Genomic DNA, 15,412 nt, shown 5'->3' with positions numbered 1-15,412 from the left:
GCCGTATTCACGATGATGGTTCGCTGATTGCACAGGGTTGTGGCAGGGTGTGCTAAGCCTTATCTAGGCTATTTTTTAGCATTGCCAGAACCACCTCCAAAGCCATCCTTATTATGAATTACTAAAAATAAACTTGACTCCGGGGCGTAAAAATGATTTACTAAGGATAACGCTTTTGTGGGGAAATAGCGGGTGAGAATTCCCCGACGTCTACCCCCTTGAAGCAGCATCTACGCACTAAGAAGGAGTCTCACATGACATTCGCACAATACACCGCACCCGGTCTTACTCTTGACGAAGGCAAAGAGATTTCCGAGGTTCTACAGGCTCGCCTGCACGACCTCAACGAACTGCATCTTTCCCTGAAGCATGCACACTGGAACGTAACCGGTCCCGACTTCATCGCCGTGCACGAAATGATTGACCCGCAGGTCGACACCGTTCGCAACTTCGTGGACGACATCGCAGAACGTATGGCAACCCTGGGTGCAACCCCCAACGGTCTCGCCGGTGCACTGGTCGCAGCACGCAACCACGAGGATTACCCCGTAGGCCGCGCTCGCGTGACCGAGCATCTGCATGCCCTCAACGACGTCTACACCCGTGTGATCGAAGACCAGCGCAAGGCTATCGAGTTCGCCGGCAAGGTTGACCCCATTACCGAGGACCTGCTGATCGGCCAGACCGCTGAGCTTGAGAAGTTCCAGTGGTTCGTTCGCGCATTCCTAGAGAACAGCGCAGGCGAAATCAAGTAATCCGCACACAGGATTTTAGAACGAAAGGTGCCGTCTCCCCTACGCGGGAGGCGGCACCTTTATTGCCCTAACTATCCCCTGTATTGATTTTCCTCAGGTTTTCTTAATAGCCGTTTCTCACGCTACCTGTAAATTCTTTTTCGCATGAAGAAACGTACCAGTGAGGGTACTGGGAAAGATATTTTTCGATGCAGCGAACATAAAAGCACCGGTACCTTTTCCTAGATTTTCGAGTACGAAGCCCCTATGCTGGTGAGTTGCACACCAATCTACCCGGGATATCTATGACATCGGCCGAACCGCATAAAACTCAGAGCGAGCATCTTCTCACCGCCCAGGCCGAGGGGGTTCGCACCGCATCCGAAGATTCTTCCCCGGCGACCGGGCACATACCGGCACGGCACCACCCCGTCACCCAGCCGAGTGATGCGCAGATCCGGCGGTGGCGGCGTTATCTCGCCGATGAAGAGTCGGAGGCGCGCATCTACCGCTACCTGGCCCAGCGTGCCGAGGGCGAAGAGCGTGAGATTCTGATGCAGGTTGCCGAAGCCGAGAAACGCCATCAACAACACTGGCGCGATATGCTCGGCGAACATGCCGGTAAACCCTCACGTCCTTCGCTATCTTCGGCGATTTTGCAGTTCCTTGCGCGGCATTTCGGGTCGGTTTTTATTCTGGCGATGGCTCAGCGGGCCGAATCCCGCTCCCCCTACGCCGAAGATCCGGATGCCACCGAAGAAATGGCGGCTGACGAAGCTATTCACGAAGAAATCATCCGTGCCCTGGCCACTAACGGGCGTGAAAAGCTCTCGGGCAACTTCCGCGCGGCGGTGTTCGGCGCGAACGATGGACTGGTCTCGAATCTGGCGCTGACGATCGGTATTACGGCCTCGGGTGCATCCAGCTCTATGGTGTTACTTTCGGGGATTGCCGGACTGCTCTCGGGTGCGCTTTCTATGGCGGCGGGCGAGTTCGTTTCGGTACGTTCTCAGCGTGAACTTTTGGATGCATCCCAGCCAACCCAGGTAACCCTGCGTGTGGCGGGCGACCTTGATATTGATGCGAACGAGCTTGAGCTCATCTACCGGGCGCGCGGTATGGATGAGGAGGCGGCGCATCACCGCGCGCTGGAACGTTTCGGGTACCTCGACTGTGATTGCGACCCGTCACTGTCGCATCGTGCTGATGAAGAGGGCGAGGAAGAAAACGTAGCGCTGGGTACAGATATTGGCGCGGCGGCGGCATCGTTTAGCTTCTTCGCATCCGGGGCGCTCGTGCCGATTCTGCCCTATATTTTCGGGCTTTCCGGCCTCTGGGCGATGGCGCTTTCGCTCCTGTTCGTCGCCATGGCGTTGGGCTTCACCGGCGGTATCGTGGGGCTGCTCTCGGGGTCTTCCCCGATGCGCCGCGGGCTGCGTCAAATCCTTATCGGACTAGGCGCGGCGGGTATCACCTACCTGCTGGGTCTAGCCTTCGGCACGACGCTGGGGTAGGGCCCCGAGAAAAACTATTCTCTATAGGCCTATAGATCCCCATGGATCAGCACTTGTCATCTTTTGAAACCCTCTTTGACTACAGCGATAGTGGCTAAACCCTGCCCTGGTGGGGGTTTACAGCTGTACAGGAATACCTGTAGCTGTACCGGCAGAATTTATTCCAGAGCAGAGCCTCTGCCGTTGCTATGATGCAGATTTATGGAATAAACGGTGCAGGCAGATGAGAAGCCGATATTTCGTTGCATGAGCGCAGTGCCCCTCCATGAGCAGCCCCTAAAAGTAGGCTATTTATAAGTATTGACACCATATTATTCTAGTACTAGAATATAAGTATTCTACTACTAGAATAATATGGTGAAGGTGTCTATGGTTATTTCATTAAATGAACAGCTTATTCTAGGTATTCTGACTGAAGGGCCGCAGCACGGTTATCACATTGAACAGGTAATTACAGAACGTGGTATGCGTCAGTGGTCAGACATTGGGTTCTCATCTATTTACTACATTCTTGATAAATTAGAGAAAAAGGGGCTGGCTGATAGTAAAGCCAGTAAAGGTAAAGAGAAAAAGGAATATCAGATTACCGATAAAGGTGTTGAAGCCTTAAAGGAAGCAACACTAGAGATGATTTGCGAACGTAAGCCCACAAACACACATTTCATGACGGGGTTCGCAACCAGTTTTCTTTTAGACAACGAGGAGTTAATCGTCGCACTTTCCAAGCGAAAGGAGAATCTTGAGACTGACCTCAGCAACATGTTACACGAACGAGAAAATAGTCAGCATCATGCTCCCATTGCTCAGCAGCTTTTTAGTCTCGGGCAAGCGCTAATGCTAGCAGAATTAGATTGGATCAACCAGGAAATTCATCTACTTCAAGGAGGAAATGAAGATGGCATTTGATTATAAGAAAGAGTTCAAAGAACTCTACCAGCCTAAGACAGAACCCAGCATTATTACTGTTCCCACAATGAACTATCTGGCTGTTCGTGGGGCAGGTGACCCTAATCAAGATGGAGGCGAGTATAAAGAAGCTATTGAATTATTGTATGGAGTGGCTTATATCTTAAAAATGAGCTATAAAGGCCCTCATAAGATAGCTGGCTTCTTTAACTATACTGTTCCACCTCTTGAAGGTTTCTGGTGGCAAGATAAAAGCGAAAATGAAATGGATTATACGAGGAAACAAGATATGCATTTTATATCCGTCATTCGATTGCCAGATTTTGTAGCCAAAGAAGACTTCGACTGGGCTGTTGAAACAGCCACGAAGAAGAAAAAGCGTGATTTTTCAAAGGTTGAATTTCTAACTTACGACGAAGGGCTCTGTGTACAATGTATGCACATTGGCACTTATGACAGCGAGCCTGAAACCGTTGCTGCAATGCATGAGTTTGCCATTCAAAATGACTATCAAATAGACATGAGCGCAGAGCGCCTACATCATGAAATTTATCTCAGTGACCCAAGGAAAGCCAACCCAGAAAAAATGAAGACTGTTGTCCGTCATCCGATTAAATAAGAGTGGCGTTTATTCACTAGAAGATAGCACCCTGGCTGTGAGAATATACGAAGCCCCCGGCGGCGCGAGTATTACGCTCGCACCGCCGGGGGTCTTATTAGCTGCCCAAACCGGGCAAAATGCTACTTGTTGGCGAAGATTTCGCGCATCAAATTAGCGGCCTCGGAAGGGGTCTTGCCAACCTTCACGCCGGCAGCCTCCAGAGCTTCCTTCTTCGCCTGAGCGGTGCCCGAAGAACCCGAAACGATAGCACCAGCGTGGCCCATAGTCTTGCCCTCGGGAGCGGTAAAGCCAGCCACATAACCGACCACAGGCTTGGTGACGTTCGCCTTGATGTACTCGGCGGCACGCTCCTCCGCGTCGCCACCAATCTCACCAATCATCACGATGCCCTCGGTCTCCGGGTCAGCCTCAAAAGCCTCCAGAGCGTCAATATGGGTGGTGCCGATAATCGGGTCGCCGCCAATACCGATAGCGGTGGTGAACCCAATGTCGGCGAGCTCGAACATCATCTGGTAGGTAAGGGTACCCGACTTAGAGACAAGACCGATCTTGCCCTTACCGGTGATATTCGCCGGGGTAATGCCAACCAGGCACTCCTCAGGGGTGATAATGCCGGGGCAGTTCGGCCCGATAATGCGGGTAATCTGCTTGCCGTTCTCGTCCACCGAAGCCTTCGCGGCAGCCCAGAACTCGGCGGTATCCTGCACCGGCACGCCCTCGGTAATGACGACGACCAGACCGATCTTAGCCTCAATAGCCTCAAGCACGGCGGACTTGGTGAAGGCGGGCGGCACGAAAACAATCGAAACATCCGCACCGGTTTCTGAGATAGCCTCGGCAACGGTACCGAAGACCTTCAGCTCAACATCGGAGCCGTCCTTTGCCTTGTGGGTAACGGTGGTGCCAGCCTTGCGGGCGTTCACGCCGCCCACAATGTTTGTGCCGGCTGCGAGCATACGAGCGGTGTGCTTGGTGCCTTCGCCGCCGGTGATGCCCTGAACGATGACCTTAGAGTCTTTGTTCACAAAGATAGACATAGTTTTTCCTATAAATCCTTCGGTGGCGATTACGCCTTGTTAGCGAGCTCTGCTGCCTTGTCGGCGCCTGAATCCATGGTGGTTGCCTGCACCACGAGCGGGTGGTTTGCCTCAGAGAGGATGCGGCGGCCTTCCTCCACGTTATTGCCGTCCAACCGCACCACGAGCGGCTTAGTTGCGGAATCGCCCAGAATCTCAAGCGCCTTCACGATGCCCTCAGCCACGGCATCGCACGAGGTGATACCGCCGAAGACGTTCACGAAAACGCTCTTAACCTGCTCATCGCCCAGAATAATCTCAAGACCCGCAGCCATAACCTCAGCGGATGCGCCGCCACCGATATCGAGGAAGTTGGCGGGCTTCACGTTGCCGTGCTTTTCGCCAGCGTATGCCACCACATCCAGGGTAGACATCACCAAACCGGCGCCGTTACCGACAACGCCAACTTCGCCGTCGAGCTTCACATAGTTCAGGTCGTGCTGCTTAGCCTTAGCTTCCAGCGGGTTTTCGGCGGATTTATCGACAAGCGCCACGTGATCGGGCTGGCGGAATTCTGCGTTATCGTCGAGAGAGACCTTACCGTCAAGAGCCAGAATATCGCCTTCGGGGGTCTGCACGAGGGGGTTAACCTCAACAAGGGTTGCATCTTCCTTATTGAAGACATCGCCCAGTTTCACGAGAACCTCAACCACCTTGGGCTGCAGTTCAGCAGAGAACCCGGCGGCCTCAACGATCTCCTGTGCTTTGGCGGAGTCGATACCCACCAGCGGGTCTACCTCAACCTTGGCGAGAGCCTCGGGGCGTTCAGCGGCGAGCTGCTCAATTTCCATGCCGCCCTCTACCGAGCACATGGCAAGGTATGAACGGTTTGCACGGTCAAGCAGAATCGAGAAATAGTATTCTTCAGCAATGTCAGCACCCTGTGCGACCAGCACGCGGTGAACGGTGTGACCCTTGATATCCATACCAAGAATCTGCTGAGCGTACTCGTATGCCTCGTCAGGGTTTTTAGCGAGCTTTACACCGCCAGCCTTACCGCGGCCACCGGTCTTAACCTGAGCCTTAATGACGGTCAGGCCGCCGATTTCCTCAGCTGCTGCCTTTGCTTCTTCGGGAGTGGTCGCAACAATACCCTTGAGCACGGGTACACCGTGCTTTGCGAAGAGATCGCGCGCCTGGTATTCGAAAAGGTCCACAGGTGTCCTTCTTCGTCGAAGTGATGCCGCCGCATGGGGTGCGACGGCCTGGTCTCATGAGGTTCATACGATGCGCCTTGGCACCCGTGCGGGCGCGCGAAAACGCTTTCGAAATCCTCTCATCTCTACTTTATCGGAAATATAGGTTAGTGTGCACTTATGGGTGCATATCAACCCGGTTTTTGTGGGTGGCATCACGTGTTCGGATGCACCCTGCGGGCCGGGGTCTACGAGACTTTCTCCAACGGCGCGTACCGCAGCAGCAGACGCTTCTCTTCGGAGGCAAAACGTACCTTTGCCACGGTCTTATCGCCGGTGCCTTCCAGAGCGAGAACCCGACCCTCACCGAACTTGGTGTGGCGCACCGTATCGCCCACCTTCAGCTGCGGAATTTCCTTGCCTTGATGCACCCGTGAGCGGTTGCGCACCGCCCCGGATGCGCTGGCTGCGGCCGCCAAACCGTAGCTTGCCGAACCATTGACCTCGGCAGTTGATGGCTCACGGTTCGCTCGGGTGCGGGATTCATCGTATCCCATGCCGTAGCCATCCATGCTGCCCTTATCTAAGCCGCGCCCATCAGCATTGCGCCCACCGCCGGAACTGTATCCGCTCGCCCCACGGTAGCTGCCCTGCCCGTAGCCGCCATACCCGCTGGCACCGTTGGCGTATGCGCCCATCCCGGAGGCACCAAACCCGGCAAATCCGCCCAGGCGGCGCCATTCGATCAGCTCCTCGGGAATCTCTTCCAGGAAGGGTGAGGGCGGGTTGAACTGGCTCTTGCCCCACATCGTGCGGGTCTCGGATCGGGTGACGTAGAGCCTCTGCATCGCGCGCGTGAGCCCCACATAGGCAAGGCGGCGTTCCTCGCTCATCTCGCCTTCGTCGGTCAGTGCCCGCTGATGCGGAAACAGCCCGTGTTCCAGCCCGGTCAGGAAAACAACCGGGAACTCCAGACCTTTGGCGGTGTGCAGGGTCATCAGGGTAATCATGCCCTGCGCCTTCGCCTCTGCGGCCTCGGCGGCAATCTGCGCGGCAGACGGGGTCTGCCCGTCTGCGGAGGTGCCTCGGGATGGAATCGAGTCGGCATCCGCCACCAGCGAGACATGCTCTAAGAACTGTTCTAAGTCCGCGCCGGGGTTCTCCGCCTCAAACTCGACCATCGCGTCCAGCAGCTCCGAGAGGTTTTCCACCCGGGATTCGTCCTGAATATCTTTAGATTCACGCAGAGCGGCGAGATAGCCGGATTGTTCGAGCACCGCCTCTAGGGTTGTGGCGGCCGATTCGGTGCGCGCAATCTGGGCGAGATCGTCCATGAGCTTGACGAACTCCGCATACTTTTTCACGGCGGCAGCGCCCAAACCTGGCACGCTCCCCGGCTCGGCGGCAGCGGCACGGGCGGCGGCGAAGAACGAAATTCGCTGTGCCGATGCGTGATCGGCGACCACGGTCTCAGATTTCGCACCGATACCGCGTTTAGGTTCGTTGAGAATACGCCGCACACTCACGTCGTCGTCCGGGTTTGAGAGGGCGCGCAGGTAGGCGAGCGCATCCTTAATTTCTTTGCGCTCGTAGAACCGGGTGCCGCCGACCACGCGGTACGGCAGTCCGGCGCGCATCAGGAGTTCTTCGAGGGCGCGAGATTGGGCATTGGTGCGGTAGAAAATCGCCACATCCGAAGGCTTGATGCCGTGTTCGTCGGCAAGCCGGTCTATTTCTTGGGCGATGTAGCGTGCCTCCGCATGTTCGGATTCGGCGACGTACCCCACAATTTTGGTGCCCTCCCCCGATGCCGTCCACAGCTTCTTGGGGCGGCGGTTGGGGTTGCGTTCAATCACGGCGTTCGCGGCAGAGAGAATGTTCTGCGTGGAACGGTAGTTCTGTTCCAGCAGAATAATGTGTGCGTTGGGGTAGTCGCTCTCGAAATCCGTAATATTGCGAATGTCGGCGCCGCGGAAGGCGTAAATCGACTGGTCTGAGTCGCCCACGACGGTCAGTTCGCCGGGCGGCGGAGCATCCGGGTACGGCCCCTGCTCGCGAGTGTTTCCCTGCGGATGCGCCCCCACTAACTCCCGCACGAGCGCATACTGGGCGTGGTTGGTGTCTTGGTATTCGTCCACCAGAATATGCCGGAATTTACGGCGGTAGTAGTTTGCGATTTCGGGGAACTTCTTGAGCAAAAACACGGTTTTGCCAATGAGGTCATCAAAGTCGAGAGAGTTCGCGGCGCGAAGGCGCTGAGTGTAGACGGTGTAAATCTGCGCGATAGTCTTTTCCCACGGGTTATTCGCGGCCGCCGCACTGTATTCTTCGGCGCTCACCAGCTCGTTTTTGAGGGCAGAAATCCTGTGCCCCACGGCTTTGGGGGCAAACTTTTTGGTATCAAGGTTCAGCTCTTTGATAATGAGCGTGAGCAGGCGTTGCGAATCCGCCGAATCGTAGATCGTGAAGGTGGATTTGAGCCCGAGCGCCTTGGCTTCTCGGCGCAGCACGCGCACGCAGAAGCTGTGGAAGGTGGAAATCCACATGTGCTGTGCGCGCGGACCGATCAGCGCTTGGATGCGCTCACGCATTTCCGCTGCGGCCTTGTTCGTGAAGGTGATGGCGAGAATTTGCCCGGGGGTTGCCCGCCCGGTTGCGAGCAGATGGGCGATGCGGTGCGTCAGCACGCGGGTTTTGCCAGACCCGGCCCCGGCGACGATCAGCAAAGGCGAACCGGCGTGTAAAACAGCTTCGCGCTGCCGGTCGTTAAGCCCGTCGATCAGGGTTGCGGGGTCGATGGTGCTCAGCGAATAGGTGCGCTCCCCGTAAGGGTCCTCGGGATTGTACTCGCTTCCGTATCCACCCACTCGGTAGGCGGGCGGCATGAACTCGCCGAGCGCATCCTCGTGGGCGGTGACGGTTTGGGCATTCACCGCTTCAGGGTTGAACTCTGGCATAAAAGATTCGTGCGCGAAGGGGTCTTCTTCGGGTGCGGAGGTATCTTCCGGCGGAATATGGGCATCATATTCGGGATCGTAGGGCGGCTGCGTGTTTTCGAGATCGACAAAGAGGGTATCTGCGGCAGGCTCAACGCCGGATGCGGAGTTGGTGGGTTCGCTCATGATCTACCTCGCTGCCTAGAATACACGTTCGATATTCCATGCTACCGTATTTGCCCTCTCGCTCCCACCCATCGCGCCCGTTTGCCGCGCATAATTCGCTCTTAGCGGTACCCCACCGCGCGGTGTAGACATGTTACGATGACCGGATGGATCAGGTCATCACTCCCGCTATTTGGTGCGACGGCACCGCCGACGAAGCAGCACAGTTCTACGCCGATGTTTTCCGCGATGCATCCGTGACCGAGCAGGTGCCCGGGATCGCGGCGACGGTCAGCATCCACGGTTTCAAGCTCTCGCTCATCAACGGCGGTAACCAGTACGCCCCGAACCCGTCGATCAGCTGCATCCTGAACTTTGATCCGCTCTTATTCGGCGGAGAGGAACAAGCCCGAGCCTACCTTGATGAGCTCTATAAGCGGCTCAGCACCGGCGGCGTACTTATGGAGCTGGGTGAGTACCCCTTCTCCCCGCGCTACGCTTGGGTTCGTGACCGTTTCGGCATGACCTGGCAGCTCATGCTCACCGACCCGGACGGCGATCCGCGCCCCTTTGTTATCCCATCCTTCATGTTCGGCGGTACTAACCACGCTAATGCCGAGGAGGCCACCGACGCTTGGATCGCCCTGTTTGATAACTCCCGCCGCGGTGTCCTATACCGTTACGAGGAAGGCGGACCGCTGGATGCGGGTACGGTCATGTTCACCGACTTTACCCTACGCGGCACCTGGATGGCAGCCACGGACTCTGGGACCTTCCACGATTTCACCTTCACGCCCGGAGTCTCCATCATCGTCTCCTGCCGCGACCAGGAAGAGATCGACCGCTACTGGGCGGGGCTCTCCGCCGTGCCCGAGGCCGAGCGCTGCGGCTGGTGCATCGACCGCTGGGGTGTCTCGTGGCAGGTTGTCCCCCATAACATCGCCGAGCTCATGGCCGACGCCGCCACACGCGATAAGGTCCTACAGATGGGTAAGATCGACTTGGCCAAGCTGTAACCCGCTGCACCACGACCCTCCTGATATAGGGGTATCAGTAAATAAGCAGTATCACGCGGCAGAAGACCAAGAAGCCTGCCCCGCATATACTCCCATTCTTTTGGTAAAGGCCCCACGCTGACACAACCAGTCGCTCTGCGCAATAATGGAAGGTATGGGTCTATCACAAGGTCAGAAGAAGCGCCTGTACGGCGAACAGGCACAGCAGGGGCAGAGTCGACCGCAGCCCGGGCGAAAACCCCAAGAGCATAAAATTCATGAGCTCAAACAGGTCATGGATGACCGTGCCGTGCGCGCGAACGCGACCGCCGAACAGCAGCGTTCGAAGACCTTCCTGTATGTGGCGGTCACAATTTCCCTGCTGCTGGGCGCCTATGTGGCGTTCTGGGTGCTGCCAAGCTACGGCAGGCTGGCGAACGCCCAGGTTCCCGACCTCTCCCCCGTCACCTCAGCCGAAGCTCTGTCCGCCTTCGCCTCCGGGCTGGGCGACAATCTGGGCGCGTATACGTATGCGCATCGTTCGGTGGGCATAGTTTTTGCGCTCTTTTTTGGGCTTTCGCTGGCGTTTCTGGCGTACACGTCACGCCTGCCGAAGGTACTGCAGGCACTTTTCACAGCGGCTCCGGTGGGCTACCTACTCGCGCACATTGCCACGATTTTTATGCTAGATGCGGCGCTCGCCGACCCCGCGCATCAGCCCGGTGCTCTGAATATGCTGTTACCCGTGGATTGGGCGCTGCTGCTTCTATCTCTGGCGGGTATCGCATACCAGCTGGTGCGCAGCATGAAGGATGCGGCCTCCACCTTTATCGCGGGCGGGCCGAGCGTCGAGGCAGACGGTAAATCCGAGGAATAACCCCCCCCTCGTCCTCACTGCATAAAAAGGAACCCTAATTCACGATTAGGGTTCCTTTTTATAGAGGGCTCACGCAGAACCCCGCACGGAAGGCGGGATCAGCGTTGGCTAAACTTTTGACGAAGCTGATGGACTACTTGTGCTCTCCTCACCTTCCTCTTTAATCTGGGTAACGACCCCTAGAACCTCCCACACACCATGCTTATACTCGGCAAGCAGACGTCCCGTAAACTTTTTGGTAACTTTAGCGCCGCCGGGCACAAGTTCTTCTGCGTTACCGTCATTGACCTCAAACGCACCATAGTCAACAGAAAAAGTGCGATCCCACGAGTAGTACTCACCCTCAGAATCTGGCACTTCGGTATCTAGGGTGTATGTGAATTTAGCGTTATCAACCCACCGTTTACCGTTACGTACTTTTTCGAGCTTTTCTTTGGTCTCTGGGTCTAAATAATAGTTCTGCTCCACTTTATCCATGTTGCTTTGCTGGATCAGAGAATAATCACCCGTATTAATCGCATACTCAACCGCAGCCACCGCGTAGGCAATACTGTCTCTCAGTCCTTTAGCGGATTTTTCGTTCATAGTCGACGGTTTCTTGGGTTTGGGGGTGTTTCTCTGAGCGTGTTCCTTGGTGGCGGGCTCAAAAGTACCCGACTTCTCGTATTCGAGCACGGATTCAAAGTTAATATCGCCCTTGTAGCTGCCGCTCATATCGATACTCGGGCTCGGGCTTGACGACGCTGAATGTGATGCCGACGAACTGGAGCTTGAAGAACTCGACGAGGAGCTGGAACTCGACGAGCTGGAAGAAGACGATGAACTAGAGGATGCGGGCGACGTCGCCTCAATCCCATTCACCTTAGGGGCACATGCAGATAAAAATACGGCACCGGCGCTAGAGCCCAGAACCAGTAAAGCGGTTCGGCGATCGAACAGAGAAGACATGAGTAGAGTTCTCCTTATCGGAAGTGTAGGACAAATCGGTATATGTTTAAGTTTAGGCTTGCACTGCCCCTTTGCGCGGCACAGCGCACAAGTTCCCGTCATCATCAGCAATACTCGTCGTACAGGAGTATAGAGCAGTACAGCACGCACATTAGTAGTCCGAAAGGATAAACAGAGTCCTTCGGAGATAAATACCTTTACAGAGGCAAGACCACTTACGTTTTAGCTCTTAGACTTCGGCTGATTGGCAACCGCGCTGGTTATCCAAGCTCCGTTAATATACTGCGCCGTCAGATTACCTATAAATTTATCGCGATATATCATGTCGTGGTCTTCGTCTGAATGGTACTCAACCTTGCCGTCAACAACCTCGAATTTACCGTACTCAACGATAAATTCACGATCCCATATGTATTCGCCATCGCCTTCAAGCCGGGGACTCTCTTCGGTGAGCGTATACTCGATCGTAATATTATCCGGCCAGAATGTGCCTTCGCGGGTTTTATCGAGTCGTTCCTTCTCTTCCCTCAAGAAGTAATTGCGTTCTGGTTCCGACATAGAGCTTTGCTCCAGCAGGGAGTAATCCCCCGTGTTATAGGCGTATTGCGTTGCGGCAACCGCAAACGCGATGCTCAGGTGGAGGCCCTTGAGGGACTTCTCATCCGCACCGGCAGGTTTCTTGGGTTTAGGAACGTTTTTTGCCGGATGCTCCTTCGTAGCGGGCTCATATGTACCGGATTTCTCGTATTCCAGAACGGACTCAAAATCGATTTTTCCGCCATAGCTGCCGCTCATATCAATATCAGTTGCGCCAGACTGCGATGGTGAGGATCCTGAGCTTGATGATGCAGAAGCTGACGAGGAACTAGCCGAGGCTGAACTCGACGATGAAGAGCTTGAACTTGAAGAGGCACTCGGCGATACATCAGACGACGATGCGCTCCCCGACCCCGAGCTTTCAGCGGTGGAATTACCACCGCACGCGCTCAGTAGTGCCGCACCGGCTCCGGTTCCGAACACGAACAACGCATTTCTGCGGGTAAAAATAGAAGACATCATTGCCTCTCATAGATATGTACGGGTGTTTATCGGTCACTTTCAGAATAAGCGTATAGGGCTTCCTACTTCAGGATTTGCGGCAAAATGTTATGGAATCTTTATGTTCTACACGCCGCATAAAGATGCTCCCGACCATCGAATGATCGGGAGCATCCTGCCAAAGAACAGCGCAGATTCGTTAGCGCTTCACCAATCTCTTAGGAGGAAGAATCCTTCTTCTCACCGTTGAAGAATCCGCTAAGAACCCATGCGCCATTAGTGTATTTTCCGGTGATCGCTCCCCGGTAGTATTCCGAGGCAGGTTTATCGCCCGGCTTTGGCGTTGATGAGTACGAGGTATCGTGCACCTGGCCATTACTCACGTAGTAACCACCGCGGCTAACAGTCAGTTTATAGTCCCAGGTGTATTCGCTCCCATTCTGTTGAGGCTGCGGATCCAAGAAGGTATACCTGTAGCTTGGATCATTTTCCCAGTAGGTGTGGTTACGAATATCTTCTAAAGGATGCTCCCGCGCAAACTGTTCCCGCTCACTTTCGGTCATCCCTGACATTCGCACATAGGTATCGTCCCCCATATTCAGGGCATAGTCGATAGCCGCAATAGCATATGCCAAGCTGTAATAGAATCCTTCGGTGGATTCCAGGTTCATATTATCCGGCTTCTTGGGCCTTTTCAGGTTCCGAGCCGGGTGTTCCTTTGTCGCAGACTCACTCACGCCTGCGCTTTCGTAGCTGTCATATTCCAACTTCGGTTCACCACTCCAATCGGAGCGGGCGCTCGTGCTGGATGATGAGCTTGAGCTTGACGAGCTGGAGGAGCTCGAACTTGCTGGGCTTGAAGAACTTGAACTCGACGATGAGCTTGATGAAGAACTAGACTGTGCGGGACTTGGCGATGCAGAACTAGAAGATGATTCAGCGGATCCTTGACTGCCCGTCACCGAGTTACCACAGGCAGAAAGGAAGGCGGTACCGGCGCCAAGACCCAGCACCCCCAAGGCAGCACGACGGTTCACAATAGAGGACATAGAGACCAGTCTCCTTTCAGACATCAATGTTCAACCGGTCACTTCCAGCATAGAATTATGTCTGAGCTCACTCCAGCAACCTCATGTGTGATATTAATAATATCTAAATCACTACCTTATAGTTCTACTAACTTGTAATAGATATTGAATGTATATTCTGAATGATTTGTTCCAGCTATATTAAACACCGTACAAGCAAGTCTATACTTCAGTGTTCTACACCCTCAACACGGGCAACTGCGCCCCACAGATAAAATAAAACCCGCTTGATGCTCCTCTACGTGTGGAAGCTGCATCAAGCGGGTTCGCTACCCGTGCCCCCGAGACGATTCGAACGTCCGACACCTTCTTTAGGAGAGAAGTGCTCTATCCCCTGAGCTACGGGGGCAACTCGTTCCATTATACGGGCATCACATAGGTTTTAGCATCTTACACGCCCCTAGAATAGACGAGTGAGTATTTTTATTGACCCGCCCGTTTGGCCCGCACACGGCACGGTCTTTTCGCACCTGATCTCTGACATTTCTTTGGCGGAACTTCACGATTTTGCGGCAAAAACTAGCATAAGCCCGCGTGCCTTCGATGCCGACCACTACGACGTTCCCGCGTACCGGTACGAGGGGCTGGTTCGTGCCGGGGCGCGCGAGGTGAGCGGATCGCAACTGACGCGCATCCTGATAGGCAGCGGACTGCGGGTGCCGCTGCGGGAACGCCCCAATAAAATACGCCCGCGCCTCATGCGCGCCTGGGAGTCGTTGTTGCCCGGGCACACAGCGCTGGGCGAAGATCTACTAGAACGTTACGAGCAGCCGCATCGGAAATACCACACGAGCGTGCATCTTTCGGAAATGCTCACCGCACTCAAGACGCTTTACGAACGGCACCACACCGCAACCCCGCGGGCGGTACTTCTGGCGGCATGGTTTCATGATGCCGTCTACGAGGCAAATCCCGGCGAAGATGAGGCGGCTAGTGCCGACCTCGCACGCACCGCCCTCACTCCCCTGGCGAGTACCGGGTCTCTCACGAACCGCGAGGTTACCGCTATTGCGCACCTGATAGAGCTCACGGCTTCTCACCAATTAGCCGATGGTATTGAGGAATATACCTCTGGCGCGCTCACCCGTGCCGATGCAGCATTCTTCCTTGATGCCGACCTTGCGATTCTCGCCGCCGATAGTCCGCGTTATACCCGCTATGTCACCGGAGTTCGCGCCGAGTACGCCCATTACGCTCCGGATGCCTTCACTCGCGGCCGAGCGGGGATTCTGCAAGGTTTTCTGAATCGCACAGCGATCTATGCTTCAGACACTGCGCATCTTCTCTGGGATGCGCCCGCGCGTCTGAACCTCCGTACCGAGCTGGAGGGCTACCGCGCAGCATTGAGCGAACAGCCCATTAAGGAGGCACACTAAA

Annotated in this window: 13 protein-coding genes and 1 tRNA gene; 7 read left to right on the top strand and 7 right to left on the bottom strand. The window is 55.3% G+C overall.

The annotated features are described in order from the left end of the window. The first annotated feature begins 254 nt into the window (after positions 1–254). The 4 genes from HMPREF2625_RS03955 to HMPREF2625_RS03940 all read left to right on the top strand — a co-directional run bounded on the left by HMPREF2625_RS03955 (position 255) and on the right by HMPREF2625_RS03940 (position 3,773). Positions 255–755, top strand: a complete 501-nt coding sequence (locus HMPREF2625_RS03955) for a Dps family protein (RefSeq protein ID WP_070522005.1) — start codon at positions 255–257, stop codon at positions 753–755. 284 nt (positions 756–1,039) lie between these two features. Then, positions 1,040–2,248, top strand: coding sequence for a VIT1/CCC1 transporter family protein (locus HMPREF2625_RS03950; RefSeq protein ID WP_070522002.1), 1,209 nt, complete (start codon positions 1,040–1,042; stop codon positions 2,246–2,248). 369 nt (positions 2,249–2,617) lie between these two features. Beyond that, positions 2,618–3,154, top strand: coding sequence for a PadR family transcriptional regulator (locus HMPREF2625_RS03945; protein ID WP_070522623.1), 537 nt, complete (start codon positions 2,618–2,620; stop codon positions 3,152–3,154). Continuing rightward, positions 3,144–3,773 (top strand): GyrI-like domain-containing protein, encoded by a 630-nt coding sequence (locus tag HMPREF2625_RS03940; protein ID WP_070522626.1) that lies wholly within the window; start codon positions 3,144–3,146, stop codon positions 3,771–3,773. The genes HMPREF2625_RS03945 and HMPREF2625_RS03940 overlap by 11 nt, the downstream gene beginning before the upstream one ends. 122 nt (positions 3,774–3,895) lie before the next feature. Here the strand turns inward: HMPREF2625_RS03940 and sucD are convergent, their stop codons facing one another. From sucD to HMPREF2625_RS03925, 3 genes are all read right to left on the bottom strand, one after another. After that, positions 3,896–4,813, bottom strand: coding sequence for a succinate--CoA ligase subunit alpha (gene sucD / locus HMPREF2625_RS03935; RefSeq protein WP_070522000.1), 918 nt, complete (start codon positions 4,811–4,813; stop codon positions 3,896–3,898). 29 nt (positions 4,814–4,842) lie between these two features. Then, positions 4,843–6,009 carry an ADP-forming succinate--CoA ligase subunit beta gene (sucC, locus tag HMPREF2625_RS03930; RefSeq protein ID WP_004005554.1) on the bottom strand — a complete coding sequence of 389 codons (1,167 nt, stop codon included), beginning with the start codon at positions 6,007–6,009 and terminating at the stop codon, positions 4,843–4,845. A gap of 227 nt (positions 6,010–6,236) precedes the next feature. Further along, on the bottom strand, positions 6,237–9,110 hold the full coding sequence (locus tag HMPREF2625_RS03925; protein WP_070521997.1) for an ATP-dependent helicase: 2,874 nt from the start codon (positions 9,108–9,110) through the stop codon (positions 6,237–6,239). Between the two features lie 146 nt (positions 9,111–9,256). On the opposite strand from HMPREF2625_RS03925, the gene HMPREF2625_RS03920 reads away from it, so the two are divergent. Further along, positions 9,257–10,105, top strand: coding sequence for a VOC family protein (locus HMPREF2625_RS03920; RefSeq protein ID WP_070521994.1), 849 nt, complete (start codon positions 9,257–9,259; stop codon positions 10,103–10,105). A 154-nt stretch (positions 10,106–10,259) separates the two neighbouring features. Beyond that, entirely contained in the window at positions 10,260–10,961 is a 702-nt protein-coding gene (locus HMPREF2625_RS03915; RefSeq protein ID WP_246826638.1) for a TANK-binding kinase 1-binding protein (TBK1-binding protein 1), read from the top strand. Positions 10,962–11,069: 108 nt separating this feature from the next. Here the strand turns inward: HMPREF2625_RS03915 and HMPREF2625_RS03910 are convergent, their stop codons facing one another. The 4 genes from HMPREF2625_RS03910 to HMPREF2625_RS03895 all read right to left on the bottom strand — a co-directional run bounded on the left by HMPREF2625_RS03910 (position 11,070) and on the right by HMPREF2625_RS03895 (position 14,384). After that, a complete protein-coding gene (locus HMPREF2625_RS03910) occupies positions 11,070–11,909 on the bottom strand; it encodes a DUF6318 family protein (protein WP_070521989.1) in 840 nt (279 codons plus the stop codon). Between the two features lie 222 nt (positions 11,910–12,131). Then, the gene (locus HMPREF2625_RS03905) at positions 12,132–12,968 is read right to left on the bottom strand and encodes a DUF6318 family protein (protein WP_246826636.1); all 837 of its coding nucleotides are present in this window, start codon (positions 12,966–12,968) and stop codon (positions 12,132–12,134) included. Between the two features lie 197 nt (positions 12,969–13,165). Beyond that, the gene (locus HMPREF2625_RS10945; protein WP_070521983.1) at positions 13,166–13,996 is read right to left on the bottom strand and encodes a DUF6318 family protein; all 831 of its coding nucleotides are present in this window, start codon (positions 13,994–13,996) and stop codon (positions 13,166–13,168) included. 315 nt (positions 13,997–14,311) lie between these two features. Continuing rightward, positions 14,312–14,384, bottom strand: a tRNA-Arg gene (locus HMPREF2625_RS03895). Positions 14,385–14,448: 64 nt separating this feature from the next. Here HMPREF2625_RS03895 and HMPREF2625_RS03890 point away from each other — a divergent pair. Further along, positions 14,449–15,411 (top strand): DUF4031 domain-containing protein, encoded by a 963-nt coding sequence (locus HMPREF2625_RS03890; RefSeq protein WP_070521979.1) that lies wholly within the window; start codon positions 14,449–14,451, stop codon positions 15,409–15,411. Position 15,412 lies beyond the last annotated feature (1 nt).

Source organism: Rothia sp. HMSC064D08 (assembly GCF_001809525.1).
Lineage (GTDB): Bacteria > Actinomycetota > Actinomycetes > Actinomycetales > Micrococcaceae > Rothia > Rothia dentocariosa.
The sequence above is the reverse complement of the archived record's forward strand: the minus strand, read 5'-3'. Positions and strand labels throughout refer to the sequence as shown.

Coding starts and splice junctions, on each gene's coding strand:
- HMPREF2625_RS03955 (WP_070522005.1), top strand. CDS start 255: ATGACATTCGCACAATACACCGCACCCGGTCTTACTCTTGACGAAGGC.
- HMPREF2625_RS03950 (WP_070522002.1), top strand. CDS start 1,040: ATGACATCGGCCGAACCGCATAAAACTCAGAGCGAGCATCTTCTCACC.
- HMPREF2625_RS03945 (WP_070522623.1), top strand. CDS start 2,618: ATGGTTATTTCATTAAATGAACAGCTTATTCTAGGTATTCTGACTGAA.
- HMPREF2625_RS03940 (WP_070522626.1), top strand. CDS start 3,144: ATGGCATTTGATTATAAGAAAGAGTTCAAAGAACTCTACCAGCCTAAG.
- sucD (WP_070522000.1), bottom strand. CDS start 4,813: ATGTCTATCTTTGTGAACAAAGACTCTAAGGTCATCGTTCAGGGCATC.
- HMPREF2625_RS03925 (WP_070521997.1), bottom strand. CDS start 9,110: ATGAGCGAACCCACCAACTCCGCATCCGGCGTTGAGCCTGCCGCAGAT.
- HMPREF2625_RS03920 (WP_070521994.1), top strand. CDS start 9,257: ATGGATCAGGTCATCACTCCCGCTATTTGGTGCGACGGCACCGCCGAC.
- HMPREF2625_RS03915 (WP_246826638.1), top strand. CDS start 10,260: ATGGGTCTATCACAAGGTCAGAAGAAGCGCCTGTACGGCGAACAGGCA.
- HMPREF2625_RS03910 (WP_070521989.1), bottom strand. CDS start 11,909: ATGTCTTCTCTGTTCGATCGCCGAACCGCTTTACTGGTTCTGGGCTCT.
- HMPREF2625_RS03905 (WP_246826636.1), bottom strand. CDS start 12,968: ATGATGTCTTCTATTTTTACCCGCAGAAATGCGTTGTTCGTGTTCGGA.
- HMPREF2625_RS10945 (WP_070521983.1), bottom strand. CDS start 13,996: ATGTCCTCTATTGTGAACCGTCGTGCTGCCTTGGGGGTGCTGGGTCTT.